The following is a 25,805-nucleotide window of genomic DNA, read 5'->3' on the forward strand; positions in this document are numbered from 1 at the left end:
CAATTATGCCTGTTTGGGCATAATCCCGTCAACTCACCGAGGAGACGTACTTTTGGCGGCAGGTGAATTTTTCCCCGCGGACTCATAAGCGCGCTTATGGCGCCAAATGGGGATTTGGCTCGCGCCATACTGGCACCACGGCTGAAACGGCCAGAAAACAGTCTCACATCGAATAATCCACCATTATCCAATGTTAGATTTTCTAAGATTTATGATTTCTTGACCTCGTATATAGTATGTACTATCATGGTACATACTATAGTACGAAATAAGGAGGTGAGCCATGGCCAGAGCTGGAATCTACAAGTCTGAAGTGCTGCGTGCGCGCGATAAATTGCTGGCCACCGGGCGCAATCCGTCCATCGATGCGGTGCGCGAAGAGCTGGGCAGCGGCTCCAAAACCACCATCCATCGCTACCTGAAGGAGATCGAGGAGGAAGAAGGCGGGGCCACCGGCAGCCGCGTAGCTGTTAGCGAGGCCATCCAGGACCTGGTTGGCCGCCTGGCAGCCCGCGTCAACGAGGAAGCGGAAGAGCGGGTCACTGCGGCGCAGGCCAGGCACGCTGAGCAGCTCGCCCAGCATCAGCACGCCGCCGCGGCCCTGAAAACCGAGGCGCAGTCCACGCGCCAACAGCTGGAGCAAACCCAGCGGGTGCTTTCCGACGAAAAAACCGCTCACGGTAAAACCAGCGAAGCGCTAAGCAGCAAGACCCTGGAATGCACTCAACTCACGCAGCAGGTGGCCGACCTGCAGGAACGCCTCGCGGCCGAGGAGCGCCATCGCCAGTCTCTGGAAGAAAAGCACCAGCATGCGCGCCAGGCGCTGGAGCATTTCCGGGAGTCCACCAAGGAGCAGCGCGACCAGGAACAGCGCAAGCAGGAGCAGCAGGTGCAATACCTGCAGGCCGAGCTTCGCACTGTGAACGAGACCTTGACCACCAAGCAGCAGGAAGCCATTCACACTCTCCAGGACAACGCGCGGTTGGTGGGCGATTTGTCGCGCGCCCAGGGCGATCTGTACCAGGTCCAGGAAGAGGTGCGGGGCCTGCGGCCGCTCAAGGATGAACTGGGGTTTGCCCAAAGGCGCGCCGAGGAACTGGGCCGGCGCTTGGTCGAGCAGGACGCCGCCGTCCAGCAGCTCAGCACCTCGAACATGGAGTTGCTGGCCAAGGTCGACGAGCTGCTCGCCGCGAAGCAGCAGTTGGAGGTGGCGCTGGCGACGGCTAGGTCATCCGTCATGGCGCAAGAGCAGGTGGTGGCCAGTATGCTGGAGCGCTTCAGTACGCCGGCGCCTGGCCCTAATGTGGTTGCGAACCCGGTTGAAGAGGCCGGTCGTCCAGAAAAGAGAGAGTCGAAAAAGTCAATGGGGACAGGGACTTAAGTCTGTTTCTGCTGGGTTTTACATGAATCCCTGCCGACCCTCTACAACTGGTCATTTCCGAGCAGTACGGCGCCAACACCGTGGCTGTCACCGAGGCGGTGGAACGCGCCCTGGCTGAATTGCGCCCCAGCCTGAAAGAGCAGCAGGTGGTGATGCACGACGACCTCTTCCGGCCCGCCAATTTCATCGCCATCGCGACCCATAACGTGCAGTCTTCGCTGCTCTTCGGCGCTGCCCTGGTCGTGGTCGTAGTGGCCCTGTTCCTGTTCAATTGGCGAACCTCGGCCATCGCCCTCACGGCGATTCCGCTGTCGCTCCTGGCAGCCGTCACGGTCATGGAGCAGCGCGGGCTCAGTCTCAACACCATGACCCTGGGCGGACTGGCCATCTCCATCGGGCTTCTGGTGGACGACGCCATTATCGTGGTCGAGAACATCTATCGGCGGTTGAGGGAAAATCGGCACCGGGCAAACCCAGTACCGTCGATCCAGGTCGTGCTCGATGCCACGCTGGAAGTGCGCAGCGCCGTGGTCTACGCCACCTTCGCAATTGCCCTGGTTTTCCTGCCGGTGCTTACCATGCCGGGCGTAGCCGGACGGCTGTTCTCGCCGCTGGCCATCGCTTATCTGCTGGCGACGCTGGCCTCGCTGCTCGTAGCCATCACGGTCACGCCAGCCCTGTGCCTCGTACTGCTGCCCCAAAGCGCGTTGCCGGAACATGACGCACCCCTGGCCCGTCGGCTGAAGGAAAAATACCGCACGCTGATCACCGGGGTGGAGCGCCACTACCGCCTGGTCGTGGCGACAGTCACGCTGCTCACCCTGGCGGGATTGGCGGCCCTGCCATTTTTTGGCGGTGGCTTCCTGCCGGAGCTCAAGGAAGGACACTACATCCTCCACATGTCGGCGGTGCCCGGAACCTCCATCGCCGAATCGCTGCGCATCGGCCGTCAGGTGTCGGCGGAACTGCTGAAACTGCCCTTCGTGCGCAGCGTCGGCCAACTGGTCGGCCGCGCCGAAAAAGCCGACGATACCTGGGGCACCCACTACAGCGAATTCAACGTCGATCTCAAACCACTCTCGGGGAAAGAGGGCGAATTCGCCCAGGCCGATATCCGCAAGGCCCTCGCGCGCATTCCCGGCGTCAGCTTCGCGGTCAAGACTTTCCTCACCGAGCGGGTCGAGGAAACCCTCTCTGGCTACACGGCGGCGGTGGTGCTCAACATCTACGGCAGTGATCTCGACAGCCTGGACGCGGATGCGCAGCGGGTTGCCCAGGCGCTGGGCCAGGTTCCCGGCGCAACAGAAGTCCAGATTCAGTCCCCGCCCGGCTCGCCCGAACTGGGCATCCGGGTGCGCCCCGATGCGCTGGCGCGCTGGGGCTTCGATGCGGTCGACGTGCTCGATGCCGTCGAGACCGCCTTCCAGGGATCGGTGGTCGGGCAGGTCTATGACGGCAACCGGGTCTTCAACGTGAGCGTCATCCTGCCGCCGGCGAAACGCAGCAGCATCGCCGACGTGCGGGCACTGCCACTGCGCAATGCGGCTGGCACGTTCGTGCGCCTCGACCAACTGGCCGACGTTTATGCGACTTCCGGCCGTTATGTGGTACTCCACAACGGCGCCCGGCGGGTGCAAACCATCACCTGCAACGTCGCCGGCCGTGACGTGGCTTCCTTCGTGGCCGAGGCCAGGCAGCGGCTGGCGGCGGCGCGCCTTGCGCCGGGCAGCTATCTGGAGTTCGGCGGCGCCGCCGAAGCCCAGGCGGCGTCGGTGCGCGACTTGATCGTCCATTCGGCGATCGCGGCGGTCGCCATCGGCCTGCTGCTCTGGATCGTGCTGCGGCGGTTCCGCAACCTGGCGCTGGTCTTGCTCAACTTGCCGTTCGCTCTGGTGGGCGGAGTGCTTGCGGTCTTCGCGTCCGGCGGCGGCATCTCGCTGGGCTCCATGGTCGGCTTCGTCACCCTGTTCGGCATCACCCTGCGCAATTCCGTGATGCTGCTGTCGCACTACGACCACCTGGTCGAGGCGGAAGGCATGGCGTGGGGGCCGGAGGCTGCCCTGCGCGGCGCGGTGGAGCGCCTGACGCCGATCCTGATGACCGCGCTCGCCACGGCCCTTGGCCTCTTGCCACTGGCCCTCGGCAGCGGCGATCCGGGACGGGAGATCGAAGGGCCGATGGCATTGGTGATTCTGGGCGGGCTCTTCACCTCCACGGCGCTCAATCTCCTGGTGATGCCGAGCCTGGCGTTGCGCTATGGCCGATTCGAGCGTCAGCCAAAGGAGTCATGAAGTACCTGACCACGCACTAAAAAGAAGGGGATGGCCGAATGGCCTCGATTGAACGCACCGCCTATCCGCGCTTCAAACGCAGCCCGTCGGTGCGTGAACTCGAAGCGCTCTACACGCCAACCGATGACGAGTTGAACTTCGCTCGCATCATCGCGCGCAATCCCCAGCCGCGGTTCGGACTGCTATTGCTGCTCAAGGCGTTCCAGCGCTTGGGCTACTTCCCGGCGGTGAACGACATTCCGGCGGCCATCGTTCAGCACGTGCGCGTGGCGTCCGCCATCGATGCGGAGACTTCACACCTCTATACGGAGTTGCGCACGCTGTATCGGCATCACCGGGCGATCCGCGAGCGTCTTGGCGAAATCGGACGCGATCCCCTGAGTTCGGTTCCACGTGTCGGCTTACACGTCCGGTCACAAGATCCGGGCGCGTTGCGCCCGGAGGCCCAAAAAAAGGCCCACGCATTGCGTGGGCCTTTGCATTTTGGCGGAGGAGGCGGGATTCGAACCCGCGGTGGGTTTTACCCCACGCACGCTTTCCAGGCGTGTGACTTAAACCGCTCATCCACCCCTCCGAAGCCGGCTATTGTAACCGAGCCTGGGTTCGACACGGCTGCATTCGAGCCGCAACAGGCAAAGAAAAAGCGCCCGCAGGCGCTTTTTCGGAGGAGCGATGCAGCGATCCCCCGATCAGCGGACCACGGCCAGCTGCTCCCGCTTGTCGCCACGGTAGGTGAAGAGGGTCAGCGCGCCATTCTTGATGTCGCCCTTCTCGTCGAAGCTGATCGGACCGGTCACGCCCTTGTAGTCGGTTGTGGCCGCCAGCACCGGCAGGTACTTGGCCGGATCGGAGGAGTTGGCCTTGACCATGGCGGCGACCAGCACCTTGGTGGCGTCGTAGACATAGGGTGAATAGAGCTGCACGTCGACATTGAACTTGGTCTTGAAGTCGGCGCGGAACTTGTCCATGCCGGCCTTGGCCTCGCCCTCGACACCACCGGCCTCGGCGCAGAAGACCTGCTCATTGCCGATCGCATCACCCGCGAGCTTGCTCAGCTCGGCCGTGCAGATGCCGTCACCGCCCATGAACTTGGCCGTGATGCCCAGGGACTTCATCTGCTTGAGCATGGGGCCGCCCACGGCGTCCATGCCGCCGAAGAAGACCACGTCGGGCTTCTTGCCCTTGATGCTGGTCAGGATGGCGTTGAAGTCGGTGGCCTTGTCGGTGGTGAACTCCTTGGCCACGATCTTGGCGCCGGCGGCCTCGGCGGCCTTGGTGAATTCCTCGGCCACGCCCTGGCCGTAGGCGGTGCGGTCGTCGATCACAGCGACGTTCTTGGCCTTGAGGGCGCCCACGGCGTACTTGCCCAGCGTGCTGCCCAGGTGCACGTCGTCAGCCACCACACGGAAGGTGGTCTTGTAGCCCTGGCGGGTGTACTTGGGGTTGGTGGCGGAGGGGGAAATCTGCGGGATGCCGGCGTCGCTGTAGATCTTGGAGGCCGGGATGGTGGTGCCCGAGTTCAGATGGCCGATCACGCCGGCCACCTTGGCATCGGCCAGCTTCTGCGCCACGGCCGTGCCCTGCTTGGGATCGGCGCCGTCATCCTCGGCCATCAGCTCGAGCTTGACCTGCTTGCCGTCGATGGTGACGCCGGCGGCATTGAGCTCGTCGATGGCCATGCGCGCACCGTATTCATTGTCCTTGCCCAGGTGGGCGATGGCGCCGCTGACCGGACCCACGTGGCCGATCTTCACCACAGGCATGGCAGGGGCGCCAGAAGCCGCCTCCTCCTTCTTGCCGCAGGCGACCAGCAGGGCCGCGGCGGCAATGACGAGCAGTACACGATTCACTTGATTCACGGGCATGACGATCTCCAGTATAGAAACGGGCGGGTGAAAAAAACTGACGAACGCAAGACTACCTCAAATTCAGCGCTGCGGCCGTATTTCCCCGGACAAGCGAGGGCAGCTTCACAACACTCGGCCGACCGGGTCTGTCGGCGGCTTGGTTTCGGTGCCCAGGGCCTGGGTCACGGCCTTGCGCACGACGTTGTCCACACGCTGGCGGATGCGCGGGGCCAGATCCTTCATCTGCTCCTGCAAGGCATCGGCCACCACCTTCTGGACCTGGGCGTCCAGCGTCGGCTCCAGGCGCTGCAGCACGCGCTGGACCAGAGCCTCCTCCAGATCGCCAGAAGCGCCCGGTACAGCGGCGGCCAGCGGGGGCACGTCCACCACCTCGGTCAGGGTGGGCAGGGTGCGCAGCAGTTTCTTGGTGAGCGTGGGCATCAGCTGGATCCCTTCAGATTCAAATCGTGGCGGACGATGGTGTAACCGAGTTCGGTGTAGTGCTTCCAGCGACCACGGGCCTGCTGGCGGTCTTCGTCGTCCACGCTGACGACTTCGATGACCCGCTGGTACTGCTCGAACCCGGCCGGCAGCTGGGTGCCCAGGTTGAGCAGCACCTGCCGGTGCGGCAGGGCCTGCGCCGGCGTCTCCGTCAGCACCACGGGCGAAGCCGCCAGCAGGCCGGGCTCGGCCGGCTGGCGCACATGGGCGACAAAATCGGTCTGGGAAAACGTCCACAACAGGATGTCGAGCCGGGCCAGGGCATCGGCCGGAGCCGTGACCACCACGCGCGAGCCGGCCGCTACCGCCTTGCGCAGCAGGCGGCAGGCGTAGGCCAGCTTGTCCGGCGCGTTGAAATGAAAGGCCACCTCGGTCATGCTGCCGTGATCTCTTGGACTCAGGCCTTGCGACGGCCGGATCTGGCGGGCGCCTGCTGGGCCAGCAGGAACTCCAGCAGCAGGCCCACGGGCCGGCCGGTCGAACCCTTGGCCGCGCCGCTCTTCCAGGCGGTGCCGGCGATGTCCAGGTGCGCCCAGGGGAACTTGGCCGTGAAGCGCTGCAGGAACTTGGCCGCCGTGATGGCGCCGCCCGCGCGGCCGGCCACATTGGCCACGTCGGCGAAGTTGCTCTTGAGCCCCTCGGCATAGTCATCGTCCAGGGGCATGCGCCAGCACAGGTCCTGCGCGGTCTCGCCGGCTGCCAGCAGGCGCTGGGCCAGCGCGTCATCGGCACTGAACAGGCCGCTGCGCACCGCCCCCAGCGCGATCACGCAGGCACCCGTCAGCGTGGCGATGTCCACCACGGCCGCGGGCTTGAAGCGCTCTGCGTAGCTCAGTGCATCGCAGAGGATCAGGCGGCCTTCGGCGTCGGTGTTGAGGATTTCGATGGTTTGCCCGCTCATGCTGGTCACCACGTCGCCGGGCTTGACGGCACGGCCATCGGGCATGTTCTCGCAACTCGGGATCAGCCCCACCACATTGATGGCCGGCTTGAACTCGCCCAGGGCGCGGAACACCCCCAACACGCTGGCCGCACCGCCCATGTCGAACTTCATCTCGTCCATTTCGCCCGCGGGCTTGATGGAAATGCCACCGGTGTCGAAGGTGATGCCCTTGCCCACCAGCACGGTGGGCGCCTGGGCGGCCGGCGCGCCCTTGTACTGCAGCACGATGAAACGCAGCGGCTGCTCCGAGCCCTGGGCCACGGCCATGAAAGAGCCCATCTTGAGCCTGGCCACCTCGCGCGGCCCCAGCACCTGGCAGCTGATCTTCGGAAACTTGGCCAGGGCGCGCGCCGCCTGGGCCAGGTCGGTGGGCGTGGCATGGTTGGCCGGGCGGTTGGCCCATTCCTTGGCCAGTTCGATGCCGGCCACGGCCGCGGCGGCCTGGGCGAATTCGGCCTTGAACTCAGCGGCCTTGGGCACGCCCAGGGTCACGCGCGCCAGGCTGCGGCCCTCGACCTTGGACTTGGTGGTGGTGTAGACGTAGCTGACATCGGCCACGGCAGCCACGGCCGCGCGCAGCGCACCGCGCTGGGGGGCGCCGGCAAAACAAAGCAGCAGCCTTTTGACCGCCGGCGTGCCGCCGCGCAGCGCGCCCAGGGCCGCCGCCACGGCCAGCCTGACCTGGCGCGGCGTGCCGTCGCCGACGCCCACCAGCAGCATCCGGGCCGCCTTGGCCTGGGCCGGGCGGTACAGGGCCAGCAGCTTGCCGGGCTGGCTGTCCAGGTCGCCGGCCTTGAGGGCCTGGCCCACGAGGGCTGCCAAAGGGTCGCGGCCCGGCTTGAAACCGGCCGGGACCAGGAGGATGAAGGCATCAGCAGACTGCGCGGAGGCGCCGGCGAGATCCAGGGACTTGAGTTCGAAGTTCATAATGGCGTTTTCCTGACGAGCAATGTTATTCGATTCCTCCATCCGCAAGGAGCTGGCGCGCAGCTTTGGCGCCACGCTGATCATCTTGGTCACGGTGGTCATGACCATGACCCTGATCCGCACCCTGGGCATGGCCTCGCGCGGCAGCTTCAACCCCTCGGACGTGATGCTGGTCATGGGCTACACGCTGCTGACCTTCCTGCCCAACATCATGACCATGGGCCTGTTCGTGGCCATCGTCATGACGCTCTCGCGCCTGTACACCGACAGCGAGATGGTGATCTGGTTCTCCAGCGGCATGGGCCTGTTCAGCCTGCTGCGCCCCTTGCTGCGCTTTGCCTGGCCCATCCTGCTGGCCATCGCCTCGCTGGCCGTGTTCGTGCTGCCCTGGTCCAACCAGCAGGTCGAAACCATGCGCGCCCAGTACGAAAGCCGCGGCGACCTGGAACGCGTGCAGCCCGGTCAGTTCCAGGAAGCGGGTGGCGGCACCCGTGTCTTTTTCGTCGAGAAAAGCCTGCTCAATGAATTCAGCGCCAAGAACGTCTTCGTCGCCACCACCGAAAACGGCAAGGAGACCGTGACCTCGGCGCGCAGCGGCCACACCGAACTCATAGGCAACGACCGCTTCCTGGTCCTGGAAAACGGTCAGCGCCTGGAGAGCACCATCGGCAAGACCGACGTGAAGATCGGCGAGTTCGAACGCTACAAGATCCGCGTGGCGCAGGACCCGCTGGGTCAAAAGATCGACGTGCCGCTGGGCAACATTTCCACGCTGGAGCTGATCCGCAACCCCTCCTCCCTGGCCTACCTGGGCGAGATCTCCATGCGCCTGGGTTTCGTGCTGGCCGCGCTCAACCTCGCCGTGCTGGCCCTGGCGGCCACGCGCGTCAACCCGCGGGTGGGGCGCTCGGGCAATCTGATGTTCTCGCTCCTGCTGTTCCAGGTCTATCTGAACCTGCTGAGCCTGGGCCAGACCTGGATCGCCAGCGGCAAGATCGGCTTTCTCGCCTACAACCTGCTGCTGCACGGCGGCATGCTGGCCGCCGGCCTGCTGTGGCTGGCCAAGCGCCAGTACAACTGGGGCTGGCGCCTGCGCCTGCCCGCCAGGGCGACAGTGCAGAAGGGGGCGGCTTCGTGAGGACCATACGTCGCCTGATCCATGCCGAGATGTTTCTGGCCGTGGTCTTCGTCACCCTGGGTTTTCTGGCCCTCTTCGCCTTCTTCGACTTCGTCGACCAGTTGCCCGCCATCGGCCGCCCCGGCCTGGGCGCGGCCTACCAGGTGCCCCAGGCCACCAGTTACGTGGCCCTGATGATCCCCAACCACCTCTATGAGCTGCTGCCCATCACCGTGCTGATCGGCACCATCTACGTCATGACGCGTCTGGCTCAAAGCTCGGAGTTCACCATCCTGCGCACCAGCGGGCTGGGGCCGTGGCGCGCGCTGCGCATGCTGCTCACGGCCGGTTTCACCTTCGCCCTGCTGACCTTCGTGGTCGGCGACTATCTGGCCCCCTGGGCCGACCGCACGGCCCAGCTGCTCAAGGCGCGTTACGAGGGCAAGCTCAGCGTGGGCCAGACCGGCGCCTGGCTGCGCGAACGCGAGCCCTACGCCCAGTTCGCCGTCAACGTGGGCTCGCTCAACTCCGACGGCAATATGCGCGATGTGCGCATCTTCGAATTCGACAACCAGAACGCCCTGGTCTCCATGACACACGCGCCGCTGGCGCGTTTTGCCGAAGACGAGGCCTGGCTCCTGGAGCAGGCCGAGCGCACCGAGTTCAACGCGCCCGGCCTGGCCCTCAGCCGGGTCGAACGCACACGCGTGCCGGTCTTCCGCTGGCCCACGGGCATCTCGGCCGAAATGGTTTCGGCGGCGGTGCTGCGGCCCGAGCGCATGAGCACCATCGACCTCTTCCAGTACATCCGCCACCTCAAGGAAAACGCCCAGACCGCCGAGCGCTACGAGATCGAGTTCTGGAAAAAAGTCTTCTACCCGCTGAGTTGCCTGGTGATGGTCATGCTGGCCCTGCCTTTCGCCTACCTGCACTTCCGCAGCGAGGGTATCTCCATCTACGTCTTCGGCGGCGTGATGGCCGGCATCAGCTTCTTCTTCCTCAACAATGTGTTCGGCTACATCGGCGAGCTGCAGCACTGGATTCCCTGGCTCACGGCCGCCGCCCCCGGCATGATCTACATGCTGATCTCGCTCACCGCCTTCGGCTGGCTGGTGCTCAGAAGGTGATACCCATGCAAGACCCGGCGCCCCTACGCGGCCTCATCCTCTTCGCCCACGGCTCACGCGACCCCCAGTGGCGCGCGCCCATGGAGGCCGTGGCCGCGCGCGCTGCCGCGCTGGCGCCGCAGGCCCGGGTGGCCTGCGCCTATCTGGAGCTCATGGCGCCCGACCTGCCCAGCTGCGCCGCCGTCCTGGTGGCACAGGGCAGCACGTCCATCACCATCGTGCCCATGTTCCTCGGCGTGGGCCGTCATGCGCGCGAAGACCTGCCCCTGCTGGTGGCGGAGCTCAAGCGCCAGCACCCGCAGGTCAGCTTCGAACTGCGTCCGGCCATCGGCGAGGACGCGCGCGTGGTCGACATGCTGGCGCGCATTGCGCTGGCCACAAGCTGAGCCGCGCGCCCGGCGCTACGTACAATCGCCGGGACTTACCGCGCTGCTCATGACCCGCCCCGCCCTTCGCAACCGCACTGTCTTCCTGCTCGTGCTGGGCGCCTCGCTCGCCGTAGCCCTGCTGCCCGTGTTCTGGCCGCAGCTGGACATCGCCGTCGCCGCCTATTTCCTGCAGCCCGCGCCGCCGATCAATCCGGCCCAGTGGAAATGGGTCGAACTGGTCAACGAATACATCCCCGATCTCTTTCGCGGTCTGGCCCTGCTCTGCCTTGCGGCCTGGATCGTGCTGAGCCTGCTGCGGCGCTCGCGCCGCGCCAGCATCGCCCTGGCTTTCGTGGGCATATCCCTGCTGCTGGGCCCGGGCTTTTCCACCTGGGCCGTCAAGGAACATACCTTGCGTGCGCGCCCTTTCGACGTGGTCGAGTTCGGCGGCAAACGCCAGTTCACCCCGGCCCTGGTGCAGGCCGACCAGTGCAAGGACAACTGCGCCTTCACCAGCGGCCATGTGGCCTGCGGTTTCTTCTTTGTCTCGCTCATGCTGCTGGATCCGCGCCGCCGCTGGCGCTGGATCGCCACCGGCCTGCTGGCCGGCAGTCTGGTCAGCGTGGCCCGCATGTCGGTCGGGGCACACTGGCTCAGCGACGCGCTCTGGGCCCTGCCCATCACCCTGGCCGCCAGCGGCCTGGTCTGGACGATCCTGAGTTATTTCTACAAACCCGGGCCAGCCTCCGGGCGGAGCTGAAGCATGTCCAAGACGAGCAGGCTGATTCGCCTGATGCGGCCCCACCAGTGGCTCAAGAACGCCTTTGTCTTCGCCGGCCTGCTGTTCAGCCAGTCCTGGCACAACGGCCCCCTGGTCGAACGTGTGCTTTACGCCTTCCTGGCCTTCTGCTGCTTTTCCAGCCTGGTCTACATCCTCAATGACTGGCGCGACCGCGCCGTCGATGCCCAGCACCCGATCAAGCGCCTGCGCCCGCTGGCCAGCGGCGCGGTGGGCCCGCGCGAAGCGCTGGCCCTGGCCGCAGCACTGCTGGTAGCGGGCCTGGCCCTGGCCTGGGGCAGCCGCGTACTGCTGCTCATCCTGGCCCTGTACGTCGCACTCAACATGGCCTACAGCTGGCGCCTCAAGCACGTGCCGGTGGTGGACGTGTCCATCATTGCCAGCGGCTTCATGCTGCGCCTGCTGGCCGGCACCATGGCCGTGGGCATTCCGCCCTCGCGCTGGCTGCTGCTGACCGGCCTGTTCATCGCCCTCTTCCTGGGTTTTTCCAAGCGCAAGGCCGAGACCTTCCACCAGCCCGGGCAGCAGCGTGCCGTGCTCGAGCACTATCCCCCGGCCCTGCTCGACACCTACATGGCCGTCACCATGACCGCCACCGTCATCACCTACGGCCTTTACGCCACCAGCATCGAAGCCATGCAACAGCACGGCGAGCGCCTGGTCTACACCGTGCCCGTGGTGGTCTTCGGCCTGCTGCGTTACGCCTACCAGGTGCACCGCGGCCGCGGCGAGGATGTCTCACGCGACCTGCTGCGCGACCCCTGGATCCTGGCCGCAGGCATCGCCTGGGTGCTGCTCTTTGTTGCCACGCGGTTCTGGCGTTGAAGCTGCCGCTCAAGACCCTGCTGATCGTCATCGGTGGCGCCGCCACCGTCTATGCCCTGGTCTTGCTGCTCGGCAGCGACAGCGCCAGCGCAGCCCGGCTCTCCGTGCTGTGGTCTCCGGCCGGCGCATCGGCTGCCGCTCTGTGCCTGCTCAACTACCTCCTGCGCGGCCAGCGCTGGCGTCTGTGGATGGCGCATTACGGCCGGCCGCTGCCGCTGGCCCAGGGCCTGCGCCTCTATCTGGCCGGCTACACCTTCACGCCCACGCCCGGCAACGTCGGCGAGGCCGCACGCGGTCTGCTGCTGCGCCAGCCGCTGGGCGCGGCCGACAGCCTGGCGATCTTCGGGGCCGAGCGCCTGGCCGACCTGCTGGCCCTGCTGCTGCTCGCGCTGCCCGGCCTGTGGTGGCTGTCACAGCTCCCCGGCGCTGCGGCCTGGCAATGGCAACTCATTGCAGCGGCCGCAGCCGCGGGTCTGCTGGCGCTGGTCCTGCTCTTCAAGTTCAGGCGGGCCCTGTTCACCCGCCTGCCCTGGCTGCACGCGGCCTGGCGCTGCCTGGCCGCGCGCCCCTGGGCCTGGCTGGGCCTCACGCTCGTGGCCTGGGCCGCACAAGGTCTGGCCGCCTGGCTGGTCTGCCGCGAACTCGGTCTTGCCATCGGCCCGTTGCTGGCCACCGGTTTTTATGCCCTGGCCATGGTGGGTGGCGCGCTTTCCATGCTGCCTGCGGGCCTGGGCGGCACCGAAGCTCTGCTGACCGGCCTGCTGGTGCTGCAGGGTGCGGCCCTGGCCACGGCCCTGGCCATCACCGTGCTGGTGCGCCTGCTGACGCTTTGGCTGGCCGTCGCGATCGGCGCCCTGGCCCTGCTATATAGTGCGGCCGTCTCCCGCGATATTTCCCTGCACTAGCCTGTTCATGTCCTCCACGCACGACGCATCCTCCCTCAACCTGCAGCGCTGGCTGCTCGTGACCGCGCTGGTGTCGCTGACCCTGCGCCTGTGGATCGCCCATGCCCTGCCCATCACCGGCGACGAGGCTTTTTTCTATTGGTGGGGCGTCTATCCCGACTGGGGTTATTACGACCACCCGCCCATGGTGGGCTGGCTGATCTGGCTCATGCGCACGCTCTTCGGCGAAGCCACCTGGGCCATCCGCCTGCCTGTGGTGCTGCTGCCACTGGCCCTGGGCGCCATGCTCTGGTGGGCCTTCAAGCCCCTGAACCGCGAGCGCGCGGCTTGGGGCCTGCTGTTGTTCTGGCTGGCCCCGATCAACTGGCTCAACGCCCTGATCACCACGGACACGCCGCTGATCTTCTGGTCGGTGCTCTCGGTGGCCATGCTGCTGCGCGCCGAGCGGCGCGCGCAGATGGACGGCCGCGCCTGGGGGCTGTACGCGCTCTCGGGCCTGTTCATCGGTTGCGCCTTCCTCTCCAAGTATTTCTCGGTGGTGCTGGGTCTGGCCTATCTGGTCTATTTCGCGGCCTACCGGCGTGAACGCTGGCAAGGTCTGGCGCTGCTGGTGCTCTGTGCCCTGCCCGGACCCATCATCAATCTCCTGTGGAACATGGACCACGGCTGGTCCAACATCATGTTCAACGCCATCAACCGCAACGAAAATGCGGCCTTCGAGTTGCGCAAGCCCCTCATCTATCTGGGCATGCTGGCCTACCTGCTCACGCCGGCCCTGCTCTGGCTGGGCTTCAGGCACCGCAGCGCCCTGGCGGCCACGGCGCGCCAGCTGCGCCTGCTCAGCATGCTCGTTGTGGTGCCCCTGCTGTTCTTCGGCCTGCTGTCCTTCAAGAAGGTGGTCGGCCTGCACTGGGTGCTGGCCTTCTACCCCTTCGTCTTCATGCTGCTGGCCTTCGCGCTGCCGCAGGCCGCGCTGCGCCGCTGCGCCCTCGGCCTGGCCGCCTTCACGGCTCTGCACGTGCTGCCCCTGGGCGGCATCGCCCTGACGCACGTGGAGCAATGGGAGGGCAAACCGCGTTACTTCGCCATCGTACGCGCCTTCAAGACCCCCGAACTGCTGGCCCAGGTGCGCACACCCGACTCGGTGCTCATGGCCGACGCTTATTCGCCCGCTGCGGTCTATGGCTACGTGATCGGTCAGTACGTACCCGTCTTCGGCCCCGGCAAATTCCACGCGCGCCAGGACGACCTGCTGGTGGACTATTCCATCTACCAGGGCAAGACCATCCGCGTGCTGCTGTCCGACCCGCCGGTGATGAGCGACTTCACACCCTATTTCGACAGCGTGCAGGCCTACACGGCGGTGCAAAGCGGCGTCACCTTCCACTACGTCGAAGGCCGCAATTTCAACTACGAAGCCTACCGCCAGGGCGTGCTGGCCGCCGTCTTCAAGCATTACTACAACATCCCTGCCTGGCTGCCCATGACGGGCTGTCCCTACTGCGTGCGCTATTGCGGGCAGGTCTCATGTCCGAAACCCTGAGCGCAGCGCAGCGCCCGGTGGTCGCGGCTTTCGACTTCGACGGCACGCTAACGCAAGGCGACACCCTGCTGCCCTTCCTGCGCCGCCTGCTGGGCTGGCCCCGCTTGCTCTGGGTGCTGCTCGGATGCAGTCCGTGGCTGATCGCCTACGCCTTGCGCCTCACCAGCAACCACCGCGCCAAGGCCCGGCTGCTGCAAGCCAGCCTGGCCGGCTGCACGCAAGCCGGGGTGGAACAGGCCGCCCGCGCCTTCGTGCAGCATGAATTGCCGCAGCAGTGGCGCCCCTGGGCCCTGCAACAGCTGGTGCAGCACCAGCAGCAGGGCCACCGCTGCATCATCGTCAGCGCGTCCACCAGCCTCTACATGCATCTGGTCGGCGCCAGCCTGGGCGTGGATGCCGTGCTGTGCACGGAGATGGAAGTGGCCCACGGCCGTTACACCGGCCGCATGCTCACGGCCAACTGCCACGGAGAAGAAAAGGTGCGCCGGCTGCAAGCCTGGTTGTCCGTGAAGTACGACGCGGATGCCATGCCCCTGCTGCATGCCTATGGCGACACCTCGGGAGACAAGCCCATGCTGCGTCTGGCGCAGTATGCCTGGTACCGCCAAAAACCCTGGTTGCCTTGAAGTCATAAAACTGAAGGCCCCGGGTATCGAGGGTGTTTCAACCAGCGCCACGGCAGCACCTGGGCGACTCTGACCATCCTTTCGCGCGGCAACCGCTTCGTTCAGTAGACCTGCTGCCATCCGGCTGGAGCAGGCTTGGACCGCATCAGACCTGCTTCAGTCTCTTCTTCTATAATCGACATGTGCAAGCATTGATGAATTTCCAGACGCTCACCCGGGGTGTGATGGCCGTCCTGATCGGACTGCTGGCCTTGGGTCCGTTCCTGCACGGTCATTTGGGAGCGTCCCACATCTCCGGCTTTCACGTCGACGGGCTGCATGCCGTCAGCCATCCCGCTGAGACCGACTTCTCGCACAGCCTGAGCGCCGCAAATGACGAATCACCCGCGCTCGGTGTAGCCACCTCCCTGCCCAAATCCGACGACGACGGTGGCCTGCTTCTGCACGCCGCCCTGCTGTCGGCCGTGCTGCTGTGCCTGCTCTCACGCCTGTGCCTCCTGCGGATCCGGCCTTCGGCCGCCGGTCCGCAAACCGTCCACGCCTACCGTGACGGCTGGCCGCCTCCGGCCCTCGCTCCTCCCCTCCTGAGCGCCTGATCCCAGGCAGGCTGCGCCCTGCCCAGCCCACCGCCATGCTGCGGTGGTCTTCCATTTTTTGATCCCAGGAGGCGGTCATGCCCCGACTGCTCATTGCTTTGTTCATCACGGCCGGCGCCAGCCTTGCGGCCGCCCAGGCCCAACCCGCGTTCAAGGAACTGCCGCTCGACGCCCGCCAGCAGGCCGCGCTCGGCATCCGCACCGTCGCGGTCCGGCCCGCCGCCACCGGGCTGCTGCTGGCTTCGGCCACCGTCACCGTGCCACCGGGGCAGGACATCACCGTAACGGCCCCGTTTGCCGGCGTGATCACGCGCATCGATGTCGGCCTGGGCGACACCGTGCGCACGGGCGCGGTTCTCATCACCATCAGCAGCCCCATGCTCGCCGACGCCCGGCGCCAGGCCAGGGAGGCCCAGCTCGAGGCCCTGAACGCACAAGCGGCCTTGCAGCGCGACCAGGCCATGTACGACGAAGGCCTGATCCCTGCGGCCCGGCTGCAGCTCAGCCAGAACCGCTACCGCGCCGCCGACGCGGCCCGGCAGGCCCAGGAGGCCATGCTGCGTTCCACCGGCCAGCCCGGCGAGGCCGGTAACGGCGACTACGCCAGCGGCACGGTGCGCGCGCCACGCCAGGGCAGCGTGATCGAGGCCCTCGCCGGCGTGGGACAGCGCGTGGAAGCGGGCGCGGTGCTGTTCAGGATTGCCGACCTGCGGCAGCTGCAGCTTGACATCGTGCTCTCCGGCGACAAGGCGGGCCTGCTGCGCATGGGCGACAGCGTCACCGTGCCTGCGCGTGAAGCCCGCGCCACCCTCATCGGCGTCAGCCGCGCCCTGGACGCCTCGCACCAGGCCCGTGCGCGGGCCCGCGTGACCACGCCTGGGCGCCTGCAGGTTGCCGAAGTCCTGCCCGTCCAGATCCACCCCACCCGTGACAAGACCACCCCCCCCGCCTGGCTGCTGCCCGCGCGCGCCGTCGTGTTCTACCGCGGACAGTCCTGGGTGCTGCTGGCCTCGCCCCAGGGTTTCATGCCGACCCGGGTCCAGGTGCTCTCGGGCAACGACGAACTGGCGGTCGTGGAAGGCGCGCTGGGCCCGGACCGGCAGGTCGCTCACACCGGCATCGCCTCGCTGCGGGCGCTGATGGACAAGGGTGAATGACATGATCGATGCCCTCATACGACTGAGCCTGCGGCACCGCCTGCTGGTGCTGCTGCTGGCCGCCGTCCTCATGGCCGTGGGGCTGCGCGCCTGGATGCAGCTGCCCATCGACGCCTTTCCGGACATCTCCCCCACGCAGGCCAAGATCATCCTCAAGATCCCGGGCATGACGCCCGAGGAAGTGGAGCTGCGGGTGGTCAAGCCCGTCGAGCAGGAGCTGCTGAGCATCCCGCGCAAGCGCATGGTGCGCTCGGTCTCCAAATACGGCATTGCCGACATCACGCTGGACTTCGACGAGGGCGTGGACATCTACTGGGCGCGCCAGCAGGTCAATGAACGCCTCACCGGCGTGATGGCCGAGCTGCCGCCCGGCGTCAGCGGCGGCCTGGCCCCCATCACAACCCCGTTGAGCGAGCTGTACATGTTCACCGTGGAAGGCGAAGGCTACAGCCTGGCCGAGCGCCGCCGCGTGTTGGACTGGGTGCTGCGACCGGAGTTGCGCACCATTGCCGGCGTGGCCGAGGTCAACTCGCTGGGCGGCGAAGTCCAGACCTACGAAGTGGTGCCCGACACGGCCCGCATCGCGGCGCTGGGCCTGTCGATGGCCGATCTCAGAGGAGCGCTGGGCAGCAACAACAGCAACGACGGTGCGGGCCGTCTGAAAACCGGCGAAGAATCCCTCGTCGTGCGCGTCGAAGGCGCGATCCGCAGCCTGGACGACCTGCGTGCCATCAGGCTGCCGCTGCCCCGGGGCGCACAGCCGGTGCTGCTGGAAGACGTGGCCACCGTGCGCCTGGGCGCGCTCACGCGCTACGGCGCCGTCACGCAGGACGGGCGTGGCGAAGCCGTGCAGGGCCTGGTGCTGGGCTTGCGCGGTGCGGATGCACGCAAGCTGGTCGATGCCATCGCCCTGAAACTGGACGAGATGAAAACGCGGCTGCCAGACGGCATGCGCATCCGTACTTTCTACAACCGTGGTGAACTGGTCACGCGGGCGGCCGACACCGTGATCAAGGCCCTGGCCGAAGCGGCGGTGCTGGTCTGCGTCGTGCTCTACCTCTTCCTGGGCGGGCTGCGCGCGGCGCTGGTCGTCGCCCTGTCCCTGCCGCTGACCCTGCTGACCACCTTCCAGCTCATGCAATTCGCCGGGCTCACGGCCAACCTCATGAGCCTGGGCGGCCTGGCCATCGCCCTGGGCATGCTGGTCGACGCCTCCGTCGTGGTGGTCGAGAACATCGAGAGTTCGCCCGGCGCGCCCGGTGAAGACAGCCGCGAGCGCGTGCTGCACGCAGTGCAGCAGGTCGTCAAGCCGGTGGTGGCGGGTGTGCTCATCATCGGCGTGGTCTTCCTGCCCCTGCTGACCCTCGAGGAGCTGGAAGGCAAGCTGTTCAGCCCGGTCGCGCTGACCATCGTGATGGCCCTGGCCGCTTCGCTGCTCATGGCCCTCACCGTCATCCCGGCGCTGGCCTCTCTCGTGCTGCGCCCCGAGGCGGCGCACGAGTCTGCCCTCATGCGGCGCCTGTCCGCGGGCTATGTGCGCCTGCGCGACAGCGCCTGGCGGCACCCGCGCTGGCTGGCCGGCATGGCGCTGGGCTCCCTGCTTCTGGCTGCGGTGCTCTATGGCCTGGTCGGCAAGACCTTCATGCCCACGCTGGACGAAGGGGATGTCCTGGTCCAGCTGCAAAAGGTACCAACCATCTCTTTGGAAGCTTCGATCGAACTCGACATCCGCGTGCAGCAGGCCATCCTGGAACGCGTGCCCGAGGTGAAGTCCATCGTGGCCCGCACGGGCGCGGACGAACTGGGCCTGGACCCCATGGGCCTGAACGAGACCGACACCTTCCTCGTACTGCGGCCCAAGAGCGAATGGCGCGGCGGCAAGGAAGACATCATCCAAGCCCTGCGCGAAGTGCTCGACGGTTTCCCTGGCCTGGTCTACGGTTTCACCCAGCCCATCGAGATGCGGGTTTCCGAGATGCTGACCGGCACCCGCGGCGACGTGGCCATCAAGCTCTTCGGCAACAACCTGGACGAACTGGCGGCCAACGCGCAGAAGGTCGCACAGGCTGTGCGCCTGGTCAACGGCGCGGCCGAAGTCATCGCCCCGCGCGGCGAAGGCATGCAGTACCTGACCGTGGCGCTGGACCGCCATGCCATCGGCCAGGCGGGCCTGAGCGTGGAGAGCGTGCAGCAGGCGCTCAAGCAGCAGATCGAGGGCGAGACCACCGGCCTGGTCAACGAAAACGGCGTGCGCGTGCCGCTGGTGCTGCGCGGCGGCGAGGCCGTGCGCAACAGCCCCGAGGCCCTGCGCAACCAGCCGCTGCTCGGCGCCGACGGCCGCGGCTGGCGGCTGGGCGCGCTGGCCGACATCCGGCAGGTTGACGGCCCCATCCGGGTCGACCATGAGCTGGGCCGGCGCCTGGCCACCATCCAGGTCTCGGTCGAGGGGCGCGACCTCACCGGCTTCGTGCAGGCTGCGCAGCAGGCCGTGGCCAGGCTGGACCTGCCGCGCGACATCCAGGTCGTCTGGGGCGGGCAGTTCGAGAACCAGCAACGCGCTGCCGCGCGCCTGGGCCTGGTCATCCCCGCGGCCATGGGCATCATTTTCCTGATCCTCACCCTCACCTTCGGCTCGGCGATGCAGGCGACCATCATCTTCCTGAACATCCCCTTCGCGCTGGTGGGCGGCGTGGTGGCGCTGGCCATCTCCGGCGAATACCTGTCCGTGCCCGCCTCGGTCGGTTTCATCGCGCTGCTGGGCATCGCGGTGCTCAACGGCGTGGTCATGGTCACGCACTTCAACGAAAGACGCCAGGGCGGCGAAGCCATGCACGAGGTCGTTCGCCTGGGGGCCGAACGGCGGCTGCGGCCCGTGCTGATGACCGCCATCATCACCGCCCTGGGCATGATCCCGCTGCTCTTCGCCACCGGCCCCGGTTCGGAAATCCAGAAACCGCTGGCCATCGTGGTCACCGGCGGGCTGGTCAGCTCCACACTGCTCACCCTGCTGCTGCTGCCCAAGATCTACGAACACCTGGGCGCACCGGACAGCCTCGCGACACTCACCGCCCGGCTACGCCGCCAGTTGTCCAGGCGCCAGGCCTGAAGGAGGAACCCAGATGAAAAAGCTATCGATATTCCTCACCCTGCAAGGCCTGTGCCTCCTCACCATGGCACAGCCGCAGCCCGGCGACCCGCTGCAGGCGCTGCTGCCACCGGCCCAGCAAGTGCGCACCGTGGTACTGGGCAGCCCGGCCACGCGGGCCGCACTGGCCCAGCGCGACGGCCAACTGCGCCGGGCCGACATCACCGAAAGCGGCCCCGCCGAATTCACCGCGCGCCTGAGCCAGCAGAACCGCCAGGTGTCCGATCCGGCGGAGCGTTACTCGGAAACCCTGCTCAGCCTGGAGCGCCCCGTGCGCTGGTGGGGCAAGGCCGGGCTGGATGCCGACCAGGCCGGCGCGAGCCGCACTTCGGCGCGGCTGGCCTATTCCGACGCCATCCACGAGACCAGCCGCGATCTGCTGCAACTGTGGATCGAAACCCTGCGAACGGACATGCGCCTGGACAACGCCCAGACCAATCTGGCGCTCGCCCAGGAGCTGGACCGTCTGGCGGCCGCACGCCTGCGGCAGGGCGAAATCTCGCAGCTCGATGCCAGCCTGGCGCAGGCCGAGCTGCAGCGCGCCCAGGCGGCGCAGGATCAGGCGCGCGCAGCCCGGTCCGCTGCCGTGGCGCGGCTCACGCGCACCTACCCGGGCATCACGCTGGCGCAGGCCCCGCTGCCCGATCCGGTCTGGCTGCAGGCCCGGCTGGAGGCGTTACCCGCTCTGCAGGAGCTGCGGCAGCAGTACCTGGAGCGCAACCACCAGCTCAATCTAGGGCGCAGCGAAGCGGCGCGCCTGCGCCTGCTGGCGCAACGCGCGGACCGCGACCAGTGGCCGGACCCGACCCTGGGCATCTACACCGCCAACGAACGCGCCGGGGCCGAGCGCATCATCGGCGTGTCCATCAGCGTGCCCCTCTCGGGCAGGCTGCGCCAGAACCACGCCATGGCCGCCGCGGCCGACGCCCAGAATGCAGAAGACCGGGTGCACCAGCTGGAGCTCAGCCTGGGGGCCGACATCGAGGCGCGTTACAGCAGCCTGCAGCACCTGGCGCGCGCGGCCATCAGCATCGACACCGCCGCGTTGACCCAGCAACAGGCCGCCGACAAATCACGCAAGGCCTACGCCCTGGGTGAGCACAGCATGACCGAACTCATCCAGAACCGCCGCCTCGCGGCGGAGCAGCTCATCAGCGCCCGGCTGGCGCAGCTTGAAGTCCTGGAAGGCCTGGCCCTGATCGAGCTGGACCTGCACATGATCTGGGATTTCGATGAATAGGCTGAAGGAGCGCCAAGACCCAAGGCCGCATCGACTGCCCGCGATGCAGCCGGGCGCCATGGCAGCGGCCATGTCAGAGATGCGCGAAGAAGGCCGGGGCGCTTTGCCACCGGTCCTCGCGGCCATCGACATAGGTGATGGCCAGGCGTGAAAGTTCTTCGTCACCCACGTCATCCAGGCAACCCAGGTTGACGCCGTACATCCTGCCGATGGGCGTCTCAGTCCCAATGCCGAAGGCGCGCACACCGCAATGCCTGCAGAAATAGTGTTGGTTCTTGCGTGTGTTGAAAAGGTACTGCGTCAATTCGTTCTCGCCGGCCAGCAGGCGAAAGCCGCCCTCCCGGGCTACCGCCGGCCAAAAACGCGTGCGCCGACAGATCGAGCAGTTGCAACGGTAGGTACTTTGCGTCAGATCCAGCTCGGCTTCGAACTGGACGGCGCCGCAGTGGCAGCTGCCACGGTAGGTCTTGAGCATGCGTGGCTCCGGCAAAAGCTTGGGGCAGGCCCGGGTGCTGGAAGCAGACAACCCCGCCGCAGCGGGGTTGGTGTCTTGGATCGCCAGGTCCTCAGCCCATGTGCAGGCCGCCATTGACCGAGAAATCCGCCCCCGTGGAATAACCGCTCTCGTCCGAGGCGATCCAGGCAATGATGGAGGCGATCTCGCCGGGCTCGCCCAGGCGCTTGACGGGGATGGTGCCCACGATCTTTTCCAGCACATCCTGGCGGATGGCCTTGACCATGTCGGTGCCGATGTAACCCGGGCTCACGGTGTTGACCGTCACGCCCTTGCTGGCCATTTCCTGCGCCAGCGCCATGGTGAAGCCGTGCATGCCGGCCTTGGCGGCCGAATAGTTGGTCTGCCCGGCCTGGCCCTTCTCGCCATTGACCGAGCTGATGTTGATGATGCGGCCCCAGCCTCGTTCCACCATGTCGCCCACCACCTGCTTGGTGACGTTGAACATGGAGTTGAGGTTGGTCTCGATGACGGCGTCCCAGTCTTCGCGTGTCATCTTCAGGAACATGCGGTCGCGCGTGATGCCGGCGTTGTTGACCAGCACATCGATGGGGCCGTGCTCGGCCTTGGCCTTGCTGAAGGCCTCCACCGTGGAATCCCACAGACCCACGTTGCCGACCGAGGCGTAGAAGGTGTAGCCCAGGGCCTTCTGCTCCGCGATCCATTTGTTGAAGTCACGTGTGGGACCGCAGCCCGCGATGACCTTGAAACCTTCCTTGTGCAGGCGCTGGCAGATGGCGGTGCCGATGCCACCCATGCCGCCGGTGACGTAGGCTACTTTCTGACTCATGGTGCTCTCCTCGTTGAACTCGTTCTCAATCTAATGTCTGGGCTCTGCCGGCGGCCCTAGGCAAAACCCGTGTGTTGCGCAATCGCTCAAGGCCTATCGTTCGATGGTCAGGGCCACGCCCATGCCGCCGCCGATGCACAGGCTGGCGATGCCGCGCTTGCTGTCGCGCCGCTGCATCTCGTGCAGCAGGGTGACCAGGATGCGGCAGCCCGATGCACCAATCGGGTGACCGATGGCGATGGCGCCGCCGTTCACGTTGACCTTGCTGGTGTCCCAGCCCATCTCCTTGTTCACGGCACAGGCCTGTGCCGCGAAGGCTTCGTTGATCTCCAGCAGGTCCAGGTCAGCCGCCTTCCAGCCGGCGCGCTGCAGGGCCTTGGTGGAGGCCGGCACCGGGCCCATGCCCATGGTGGCCGGGTCCAGGCCGCTGGTGGCGTAGCTGGCGATGCGGCCCAGGGGTTTGAGCCCCAGCGCGGCCGCCTTCTTCGCCGTCATGACCATCACGGCGGCCGCGCCGTCGTTGATGCCCGAGGCATTGCCGGCCGTCACGCCACCGGCCTTGTCGAAGGCGGGGCGCAGGCCGGCCAGGGCCTCGGCATTGGTCTTGCGGTTGATGAATTCGTCGGCATCGAAGGCCAGCGGGTCGCCTTTTTTCTGCGGGATCAGCACCGGCACGATCTCGTCCTTGAAGCGGCCGGCGTCCTGCGCGGCGGCGGCCTTCTGCTGGCTGGCCAGGGCCAGCGCGTCCTGCATCTCGCGTGTGATGCCGTACTGCCTGGCCACGTTCTCGGCGGTGATGCCCATGTGGTACTGGTTGTAGACGTCCCACAGGCCGTCGACGATCATGGTGTCGATCAGTTTCCACTCGCCCATGCGCTGGCCGTCGCGCGAGCCCGGCAGCACGTGGGGCGCGGCGCTCATGTTCTCCTGACCGCCGGCGATGACGATCTCGCTGTCGCCCGTGGCCACGGCCTGCGCGGCCAGCATCACGGCCTTGAGGCCGGAGCCGCAGACGGCATTGATGGTCAGCGCCGGAATCTCCTTGGGCAGGCCGCTTTTCATCAGGGCCTGGCGCGCCGGGTTCTGGCCGGCGCCGGCCGCGAGCACCTGGCCCATGATGACTTCGCCGATCAAACCGGCGTCGACCCTGCTGCGCGCCAGCAGGGCCTTGATGACGATGGCGCCCAGCTCGGTGGCCGGCGTTTTGGCCAGGCCGCCGCCGAACTTGCCGACTGCGGTGCGCGCCGCGGCCACGATGACGATGTCTTCCATGATGTCTCTCCTCTACTCCGTTCGCCCTGAGCCTGTCGAAGGGCGTTCAACTGTTGGCATGGGCTTCGACAGGCTCAGCCCGAACGGCTTATCCAGCTTTTTGCTTCACATAACGGCCCGGGGCCGCTTCGATCACCTTGTATTTGCTGCCCCTGCCGTATTTCTTGGGTGCAGCATTTTTCTTGCCAGCCTGTCTGGCCAGCCAGGCCGCCCAGTCGGTCCACCAGCTGCCGGCGTGTTCGTCAGCGCCCTCCAGCCAGGTATCGAAGCCCAGCGGCAGCTTGCCATCGGCGCGGATCCAGTGGCTGCGCTTCTTTTTCTCGGGCGGGTTGATCACACCGGCGATGTGGCCCGAGGCCCCCATGACAAAACGCTTCTGGCCCGGCAGCACCTGGGTGCTGGCATAGGCGCCGGTGATGGGCACGATATGGTCTTCGCGCGATCCGTAGATGTAGACGGGCAGGTCCACCTTGCGCAGGTCCACCTTCTCGCCGCAGACCGTGAGCCGGCCGGGCCGGACGAGGTTGTTTTCGAGGTAGGTGTTGCGCAGGTACCAGGCGTAGAAGGGGCCGGGCAGGTTGGTGCTGTCGCTGTTCCAGTAGAGCAGGTCGAAGGGCGGCGGCGTCTCGCCCTTGAGGTAGTTGCCCACCACGTAATTCCAGACCAGGTCGTTGGGGCGCAGGAAGCTGAAGGTGGAGGACAGGTCGCGCCCGGCCATCAGGCCGCCCTGCCCCATCTGCTGCTCGCGCAGGCGCACCGAGTTCTCGTCGATGAAGACATCGAGGATGCCGGTGTCGCTGAAGTCGAGGAAGGTGGTGAGCAGGGTCAGGCTGTGCACGGGCTCCTCACCCCTTGCGGCCAGCACGGCCAGCGCCGTGCCCAGCAAGGTGCCCCCCACGCAGAAGCCCAGCGCGTTGATCTGCCCGGCCCCGCTGATGTCCTGCGCCACGTGGATAGCCTGGATGACGGCATCCTCGATGTAGTCGTCCCAGCTCTTGTGGCCCAGGGAATCGTCGGGGTTGCGCCAGCTCACCACGAAGGTGCGGTGCCCCTGCGCCGCGGCGTAGCGGATCAGCGAGTTCTCGGGCTGCAGGTCCAGGATGTAGTACTTGTTGATGCAGGGCGGCACCAGCAGCAGCGGACGCTCGTAGACCTGCTCGGTCAGCGGCTTGTATTCGATCAGCTGGAAAAGCTCGTTCTCATAGACCACGGCCCCCTCGCTGGTGGCCACGTTGCGGCCCACCTCGAACTGGCTCTCGTCGGTCATGCTCACATGGCCCTGGCCCAGGTCGTGCAGCATGTTCTGCAGGCCCCTGGCGATGCTTTCGCCCTTGCTGTCGATGGCCTTTTTCTGCGCCTCGGCGTTGAAGGCCAGGTAGTTGCTGGGCGCGCTGGCCGCCACCCATTGCTCGATGGCGAAACGGATGCGCGCGCGCGTCTTGGCGTCGGCCTGCACGGCCTCGGCCATGCTCATCAGGAAGCGCGCGTTGAGCAGGTAGGCGGAGGCGCTCATGGCCGCCAGCGGGTTCTCGCTCCAGGCCGGGCCGGCAAAGCGCCGGTCGCCGCTGACCGGGGCGCTGGCCCCCTGCTGCAAAAGTTGGCCCAGGTCCTGCAGGTATTGCTGCTGCAAGGCCTGCAGCTTGTCGGGGGGGATGGACACCGGATGCTCGGCCAGCGGCAGCGCCGCCTGGCCCGGGCTCGTGGTCGCGCCCTGGAGGGACTGGAAGAGCTTCAACCAGCTGTCACCATAGGCCTGCTGGAGCTGCTGCGCCGCTTGCGTCCAAAATTCGGGGTTATCCTGTGTCACGCTGGGTCCTCGTGCTGGAAATACGCTTCTGCGTCCAGTATGTCAGGCTTGGGCCTACAAATCCCTGACACCAAGCAATTTACT

The 25,805-nt window shown here is 66.6% G+C and carries 22 protein-coding genes, 1 tRNA gene and 1 pseudogene; 15 read left to right on the forward strand and 9 right to left on the reverse strand.

The genetic code is table 11. The features are described from left to right. Positions 1–283 precede the first annotated feature (283 nt). From ACYVH8_RS16030 to ACYVH8_RS16040, 3 genes and pseudogenes are all read left to right on the forward strand, one after another. Positions 284–1,381, forward strand: a complete 1,098-nt coding sequence (locus tag ACYVH8_RS16030) for a DNA-binding protein (protein WP_460489812.1) — start codon at positions 284–286, stop codon at positions 1,379–1,381. A 53-nt stretch (positions 1,382–1,434) separates the two neighbouring features. After that, on the forward strand, positions 1,435–3,672 hold the full coding sequence (locus tag ACYVH8_RS16035) for an efflux RND transporter permease subunit (RefSeq protein WP_460489845.1): 2,238 nt from the start codon (positions 1,435–1,437) through the stop codon (positions 3,670–3,672). 38 nt (positions 3,673–3,710) lie between these two features. After that, positions 3,711–4,019: pseudogene (locus ACYVH8_RS16040) on the forward strand (DUF4158 domain-containing protein); the annotation flags it as partial. 137 nt (positions 4,020–4,156) lie between these two features. Here the strand turns inward: ACYVH8_RS16040 and ACYVH8_RS16045 are convergent. From ACYVH8_RS16045 to ACYVH8_RS16065, 5 genes are all read right to left on the reverse strand, one after another. Next, positions 4,157–4,246: transfer RNA gene (locus tag ACYVH8_RS16045), tRNA-Ser, on the reverse strand. Positions 4,247–4,361: 115 nt separating this feature from the next. Beyond that, positions 4,362–5,537, reverse strand: a complete 1,176-nt coding sequence (locus tag ACYVH8_RS16050; protein ID WP_460489813.1) for a branched-chain amino acid ABC transporter substrate-binding protein — start codon at positions 5,535–5,537, stop codon at positions 4,362–4,364. Between the two features lie 105 nt (positions 5,538–5,642). After that, the gene (locus ACYVH8_RS16055) at positions 5,643–5,960 is read right to left on the reverse strand and encodes a hypothetical protein (RefSeq protein WP_460489814.1); all 318 of its coding nucleotides are present in this window, start codon (positions 5,958–5,960) and stop codon (positions 5,643–5,645) included. After that, positions 5,960–6,397 (reverse strand): DNA polymerase III subunit chi, encoded by a 438-nt coding sequence (locus tag ACYVH8_RS16060; RefSeq protein WP_460489815.1) that lies wholly within the window; start codon positions 6,395–6,397, stop codon positions 5,960–5,962. The genes ACYVH8_RS16055 and ACYVH8_RS16060 overlap by 1 nt, the downstream gene beginning before the upstream one ends. Before the next feature lie 20 nt (positions 6,398–6,417). After that, positions 6,418–7,890 carry a leucyl aminopeptidase gene (locus tag ACYVH8_RS16065; RefSeq protein ID WP_460489816.1) on the reverse strand — a complete coding sequence of 491 codons (1,473 nt, stop codon included), beginning with the start codon at positions 7,888–7,890 and terminating at the stop codon, positions 6,418–6,420. A gap of 22 nt (positions 7,891–7,912) precedes the next feature. Here ACYVH8_RS16065 and lptF point away from each other — a divergent pair, with 22 nt between their 5' ends. From lptF to ACYVH8_RS16125, 12 genes are all read left to right on the forward strand, one after another. Beyond that, positions 7,913–9,028 (forward strand): LPS export ABC transporter permease LptF, encoded by a 1,116-nt coding sequence (gene lptF / locus ACYVH8_RS16070; protein ID WP_460489817.1) that lies wholly within the window; start codon positions 7,913–7,915, stop codon positions 9,026–9,028. Beyond that, on the forward strand, positions 9,025–10,134 hold the full coding sequence (lptG, locus tag ACYVH8_RS16075) for an LPS export ABC transporter permease LptG (RefSeq protein ID WP_460489818.1): 1,110 nt from the start codon (positions 9,025–9,027) through the stop codon (positions 10,132–10,134). Before lptF ends, lptG begins: the two co-directional genes overlap by 4 nt. A gap of 5 nt (positions 10,135–10,139) precedes the next feature. Then, positions 10,140–10,520, forward strand: coding sequence for a sirohydrochlorin chelatase (locus ACYVH8_RS16080; protein ID WP_460489819.1), 381 nt, complete (start codon positions 10,140–10,142; stop codon positions 10,518–10,520). Between the two features lie 49 nt (positions 10,521–10,569). Continuing rightward, on the forward strand, positions 10,570–11,262 hold the full coding sequence (locus tag ACYVH8_RS16085) for a phosphatase PAP2 family protein (protein WP_460489820.1): 693 nt from the start codon (positions 10,570–10,572) through the stop codon (positions 11,260–11,262). 3 nt (positions 11,263–11,265) lie between these two features. Continuing rightward, positions 11,266–12,126 (forward strand): decaprenyl-phosphate phosphoribosyltransferase, encoded by an 861-nt coding sequence (locus tag ACYVH8_RS16090; RefSeq protein ID WP_460489821.1) that lies wholly within the window; start codon positions 11,266–11,268, stop codon positions 12,124–12,126. After that, positions 12,123–13,031, forward strand: coding sequence for a lysylphosphatidylglycerol synthase transmembrane domain-containing protein (locus tag ACYVH8_RS16095; RefSeq protein WP_460489822.1), 909 nt, complete (start codon positions 12,123–12,125; stop codon positions 13,029–13,031). The genes ACYVH8_RS16090 and ACYVH8_RS16095 overlap by 4 nt, the downstream gene beginning before the upstream one ends. A gap of 7 nt (positions 13,032–13,038) precedes the next feature. After that, on the forward strand, positions 13,039–14,574 hold the full coding sequence (locus tag ACYVH8_RS16100) for an ArnT family glycosyltransferase (protein ID WP_460489823.1): 1,536 nt from the start codon (positions 13,039–13,041) through the stop codon (positions 14,572–14,574). Continuing rightward, positions 14,559–15,200, forward strand: coding sequence for an HAD family hydrolase (locus ACYVH8_RS16105; protein ID WP_460489824.1), 642 nt, complete (start codon positions 14,559–14,561; stop codon positions 15,198–15,200). The genes ACYVH8_RS16100 and ACYVH8_RS16105 overlap by 16 nt, the downstream gene beginning before the upstream one ends. A 194-nt stretch (positions 15,201–15,394) precedes the next feature. Next, a complete protein-coding gene (locus ACYVH8_RS16110; RefSeq protein ID WP_460489825.1) occupies positions 15,395–15,796 on the forward strand; it encodes a hypothetical protein in 402 nt (133 codons plus the stop codon). 77 nt (positions 15,797–15,873) lie between these two features. Beyond that, positions 15,874–16,953 carry an efflux RND transporter periplasmic adaptor subunit gene (locus ACYVH8_RS16115; protein ID WP_460489826.1) on the forward strand — a complete coding sequence of 360 codons (1,080 nt, stop codon included), beginning with the start codon at positions 15,874–15,876 and terminating at the stop codon, positions 16,951–16,953. Position 16,954: 1 nt separating this feature from the next. Continuing rightward, positions 16,955–20,059 (forward strand): efflux RND transporter permease subunit, encoded by a 3,105-nt coding sequence (locus ACYVH8_RS16120; protein WP_460489827.1) that lies wholly within the window; start codon positions 16,955–16,957, stop codon positions 20,057–20,059. A gap of 13 nt (positions 20,060–20,072) precedes the next feature. Further along, entirely contained in the window at positions 20,073–21,338 is a 1,266-nt protein-coding gene (locus ACYVH8_RS16125; protein ID WP_460489828.1) for a TolC family protein, read from the forward strand. Positions 21,339–21,411: 73 nt separating this feature from the next. Here ACYVH8_RS16125 and ACYVH8_RS16130 read toward each other — a convergent pair whose 3' ends face one another. The 4 genes from ACYVH8_RS16130 to ACYVH8_RS16145 all read right to left on the reverse strand — a co-directional run bounded on the left by ACYVH8_RS16130 (position 21,412) and on the right by ACYVH8_RS16145 (position 25,721). Beyond that, complete coding sequence (locus ACYVH8_RS16130; protein WP_460489829.1) at positions 21,412–21,813, reverse strand: GFA family protein; 402 nt, start codon at positions 21,811–21,813, stop codon at positions 21,412–21,414. A gap of 91 nt (positions 21,814–21,904) precedes the next feature. Next, complete coding sequence (gene phbB / locus ACYVH8_RS16135; protein WP_460489830.1) at positions 21,905–22,642, reverse strand: acetoacetyl-CoA reductase; 738 nt, start codon at positions 22,640–22,642, stop codon at positions 21,905–21,907. 93 nt (positions 22,643–22,735) lie between these two features. After that, complete coding sequence (locus tag ACYVH8_RS16140; protein WP_460489831.1) at positions 22,736–23,914, reverse strand: acetyl-CoA C-acetyltransferase; 1,179 nt, start codon at positions 23,912–23,914, stop codon at positions 22,736–22,738. Positions 23,915–24,002: 88 nt separating this feature from the next. Further along, the gene (locus tag ACYVH8_RS16145; RefSeq protein WP_460489832.1) at positions 24,003–25,721 is read right to left on the reverse strand and encodes a PHA/PHB synthase family protein; all 1,719 of its coding nucleotides are present in this window, start codon (positions 25,719–25,721) and stop codon (positions 24,003–24,005) included. Positions 25,722–25,805 lie beyond the last annotated feature (84 nt).

The sequence above is a fragment of the Curvibacter fontanus genome (assembly GCF_054780335.1).

Excerpts from the sequence above, each read along its gene's own strand:
- ACYVH8_RS16100 (WP_460489823.1), top strand. The coding sequence starts at position 13,039 with ATGTCCTCCACGCACGACGCATCCTCCCTCAACCTGCAGCGCTGGCTG.
- ACYVH8_RS16125 (WP_460489828.1), top strand. The coding sequence starts at position 20,073 with ATGAAAAAGCTATCGATATTCCTCACCCTGCAAGGCCTGTGCCTCCTC.
- ACYVH8_RS16140 (WP_460489831.1), bottom strand. The coding sequence starts at position 23,914 with ATGGAAGACATCGTCATCGTGGCCGCGGCGCGCACCGCAGTCGGCAAG.
- ACYVH8_RS16130 (WP_460489829.1), bottom strand. The coding sequence starts at position 21,813 with ATGCTCAAGACCTACCGTGGCAGCTGCCACTGCGGCGCCGTCCAGTTC.
- ACYVH8_RS16105 (WP_460489824.1), top strand. The coding sequence starts at position 14,559 with ATGTCCGAAACCCTGAGCGCAGCGCAGCGCCCGGTGGTCGCGGCTTTC.
- ACYVH8_RS16050 (WP_460489813.1), bottom strand. The coding sequence starts at position 5,537 with ATGCCCGTGAATCAAGTGAATCGTGTACTGCTCGTCATTGCCGCCGCG.
- ACYVH8_RS16065 (WP_460489816.1), bottom strand. The coding sequence starts at position 7,890 with ATGAACTTCGAACTCAAGTCCCTGGATCTCGCCGGCGCCTCCGCGCAG.
- lptF (WP_460489817.1), top strand. The coding sequence starts at position 7,913 with ATGTTATTCGATTCCTCCATCCGCAAGGAGCTGGCGCGCAGCTTTGGC.
- ACYVH8_RS16055 (WP_460489814.1), bottom strand. The coding sequence starts at position 5,960 with ATGCCCACGCTCACCAAGAAACTGCTGCGCACCCTGCCCACCCTGACC.
- ACYVH8_RS16115 (WP_460489826.1), top strand. The coding sequence starts at position 15,874 with ATGCCCCGACTGCTCATTGCTTTGTTCATCACGGCCGGCGCCAGCCTT.
- ACYVH8_RS16060 (WP_460489815.1), bottom strand. The coding sequence starts at position 6,397 with ATGACCGAGGTGGCCTTTCATTTCAACGCGCCGGACAAGCTGGCCTAC.
- phbB (WP_460489830.1), bottom strand. The coding sequence starts at position 22,642 with ATGAGTCAGAAAGTAGCCTACGTCACCGGCGGCATGGGTGGCATCGGC.
- ACYVH8_RS16090 (WP_460489821.1), top strand. The coding sequence starts at position 11,266 with ATGTCCAAGACGAGCAGGCTGATTCGCCTGATGCGGCCCCACCAGTGG.
- ACYVH8_RS16110 (WP_460489825.1), top strand. The coding sequence starts at position 15,395 with ATGAATTTCCAGACGCTCACCCGGGGTGTGATGGCCGTCCTGATCGGA.
- ACYVH8_RS16080 (WP_460489819.1), top strand. The coding sequence starts at position 10,140 with ATGCAAGACCCGGCGCCCCTACGCGGCCTCATCCTCTTCGCCCACGGC.
- ACYVH8_RS16030 (WP_460489812.1), top strand. The coding sequence starts at position 284 with ATGGCCAGAGCTGGAATCTACAAGTCTGAAGTGCTGCGTGCGCGCGAT.
- ACYVH8_RS16085 (WP_460489820.1), top strand. The coding sequence starts at position 10,570 with ATGACCCGCCCCGCCCTTCGCAACCGCACTGTCTTCCTGCTCGTGCTG.
- ACYVH8_RS16120 (WP_460489827.1), top strand. The coding sequence starts at position 16,955 with ATGATCGATGCCCTCATACGACTGAGCCTGCGGCACCGCCTGCTGGTG.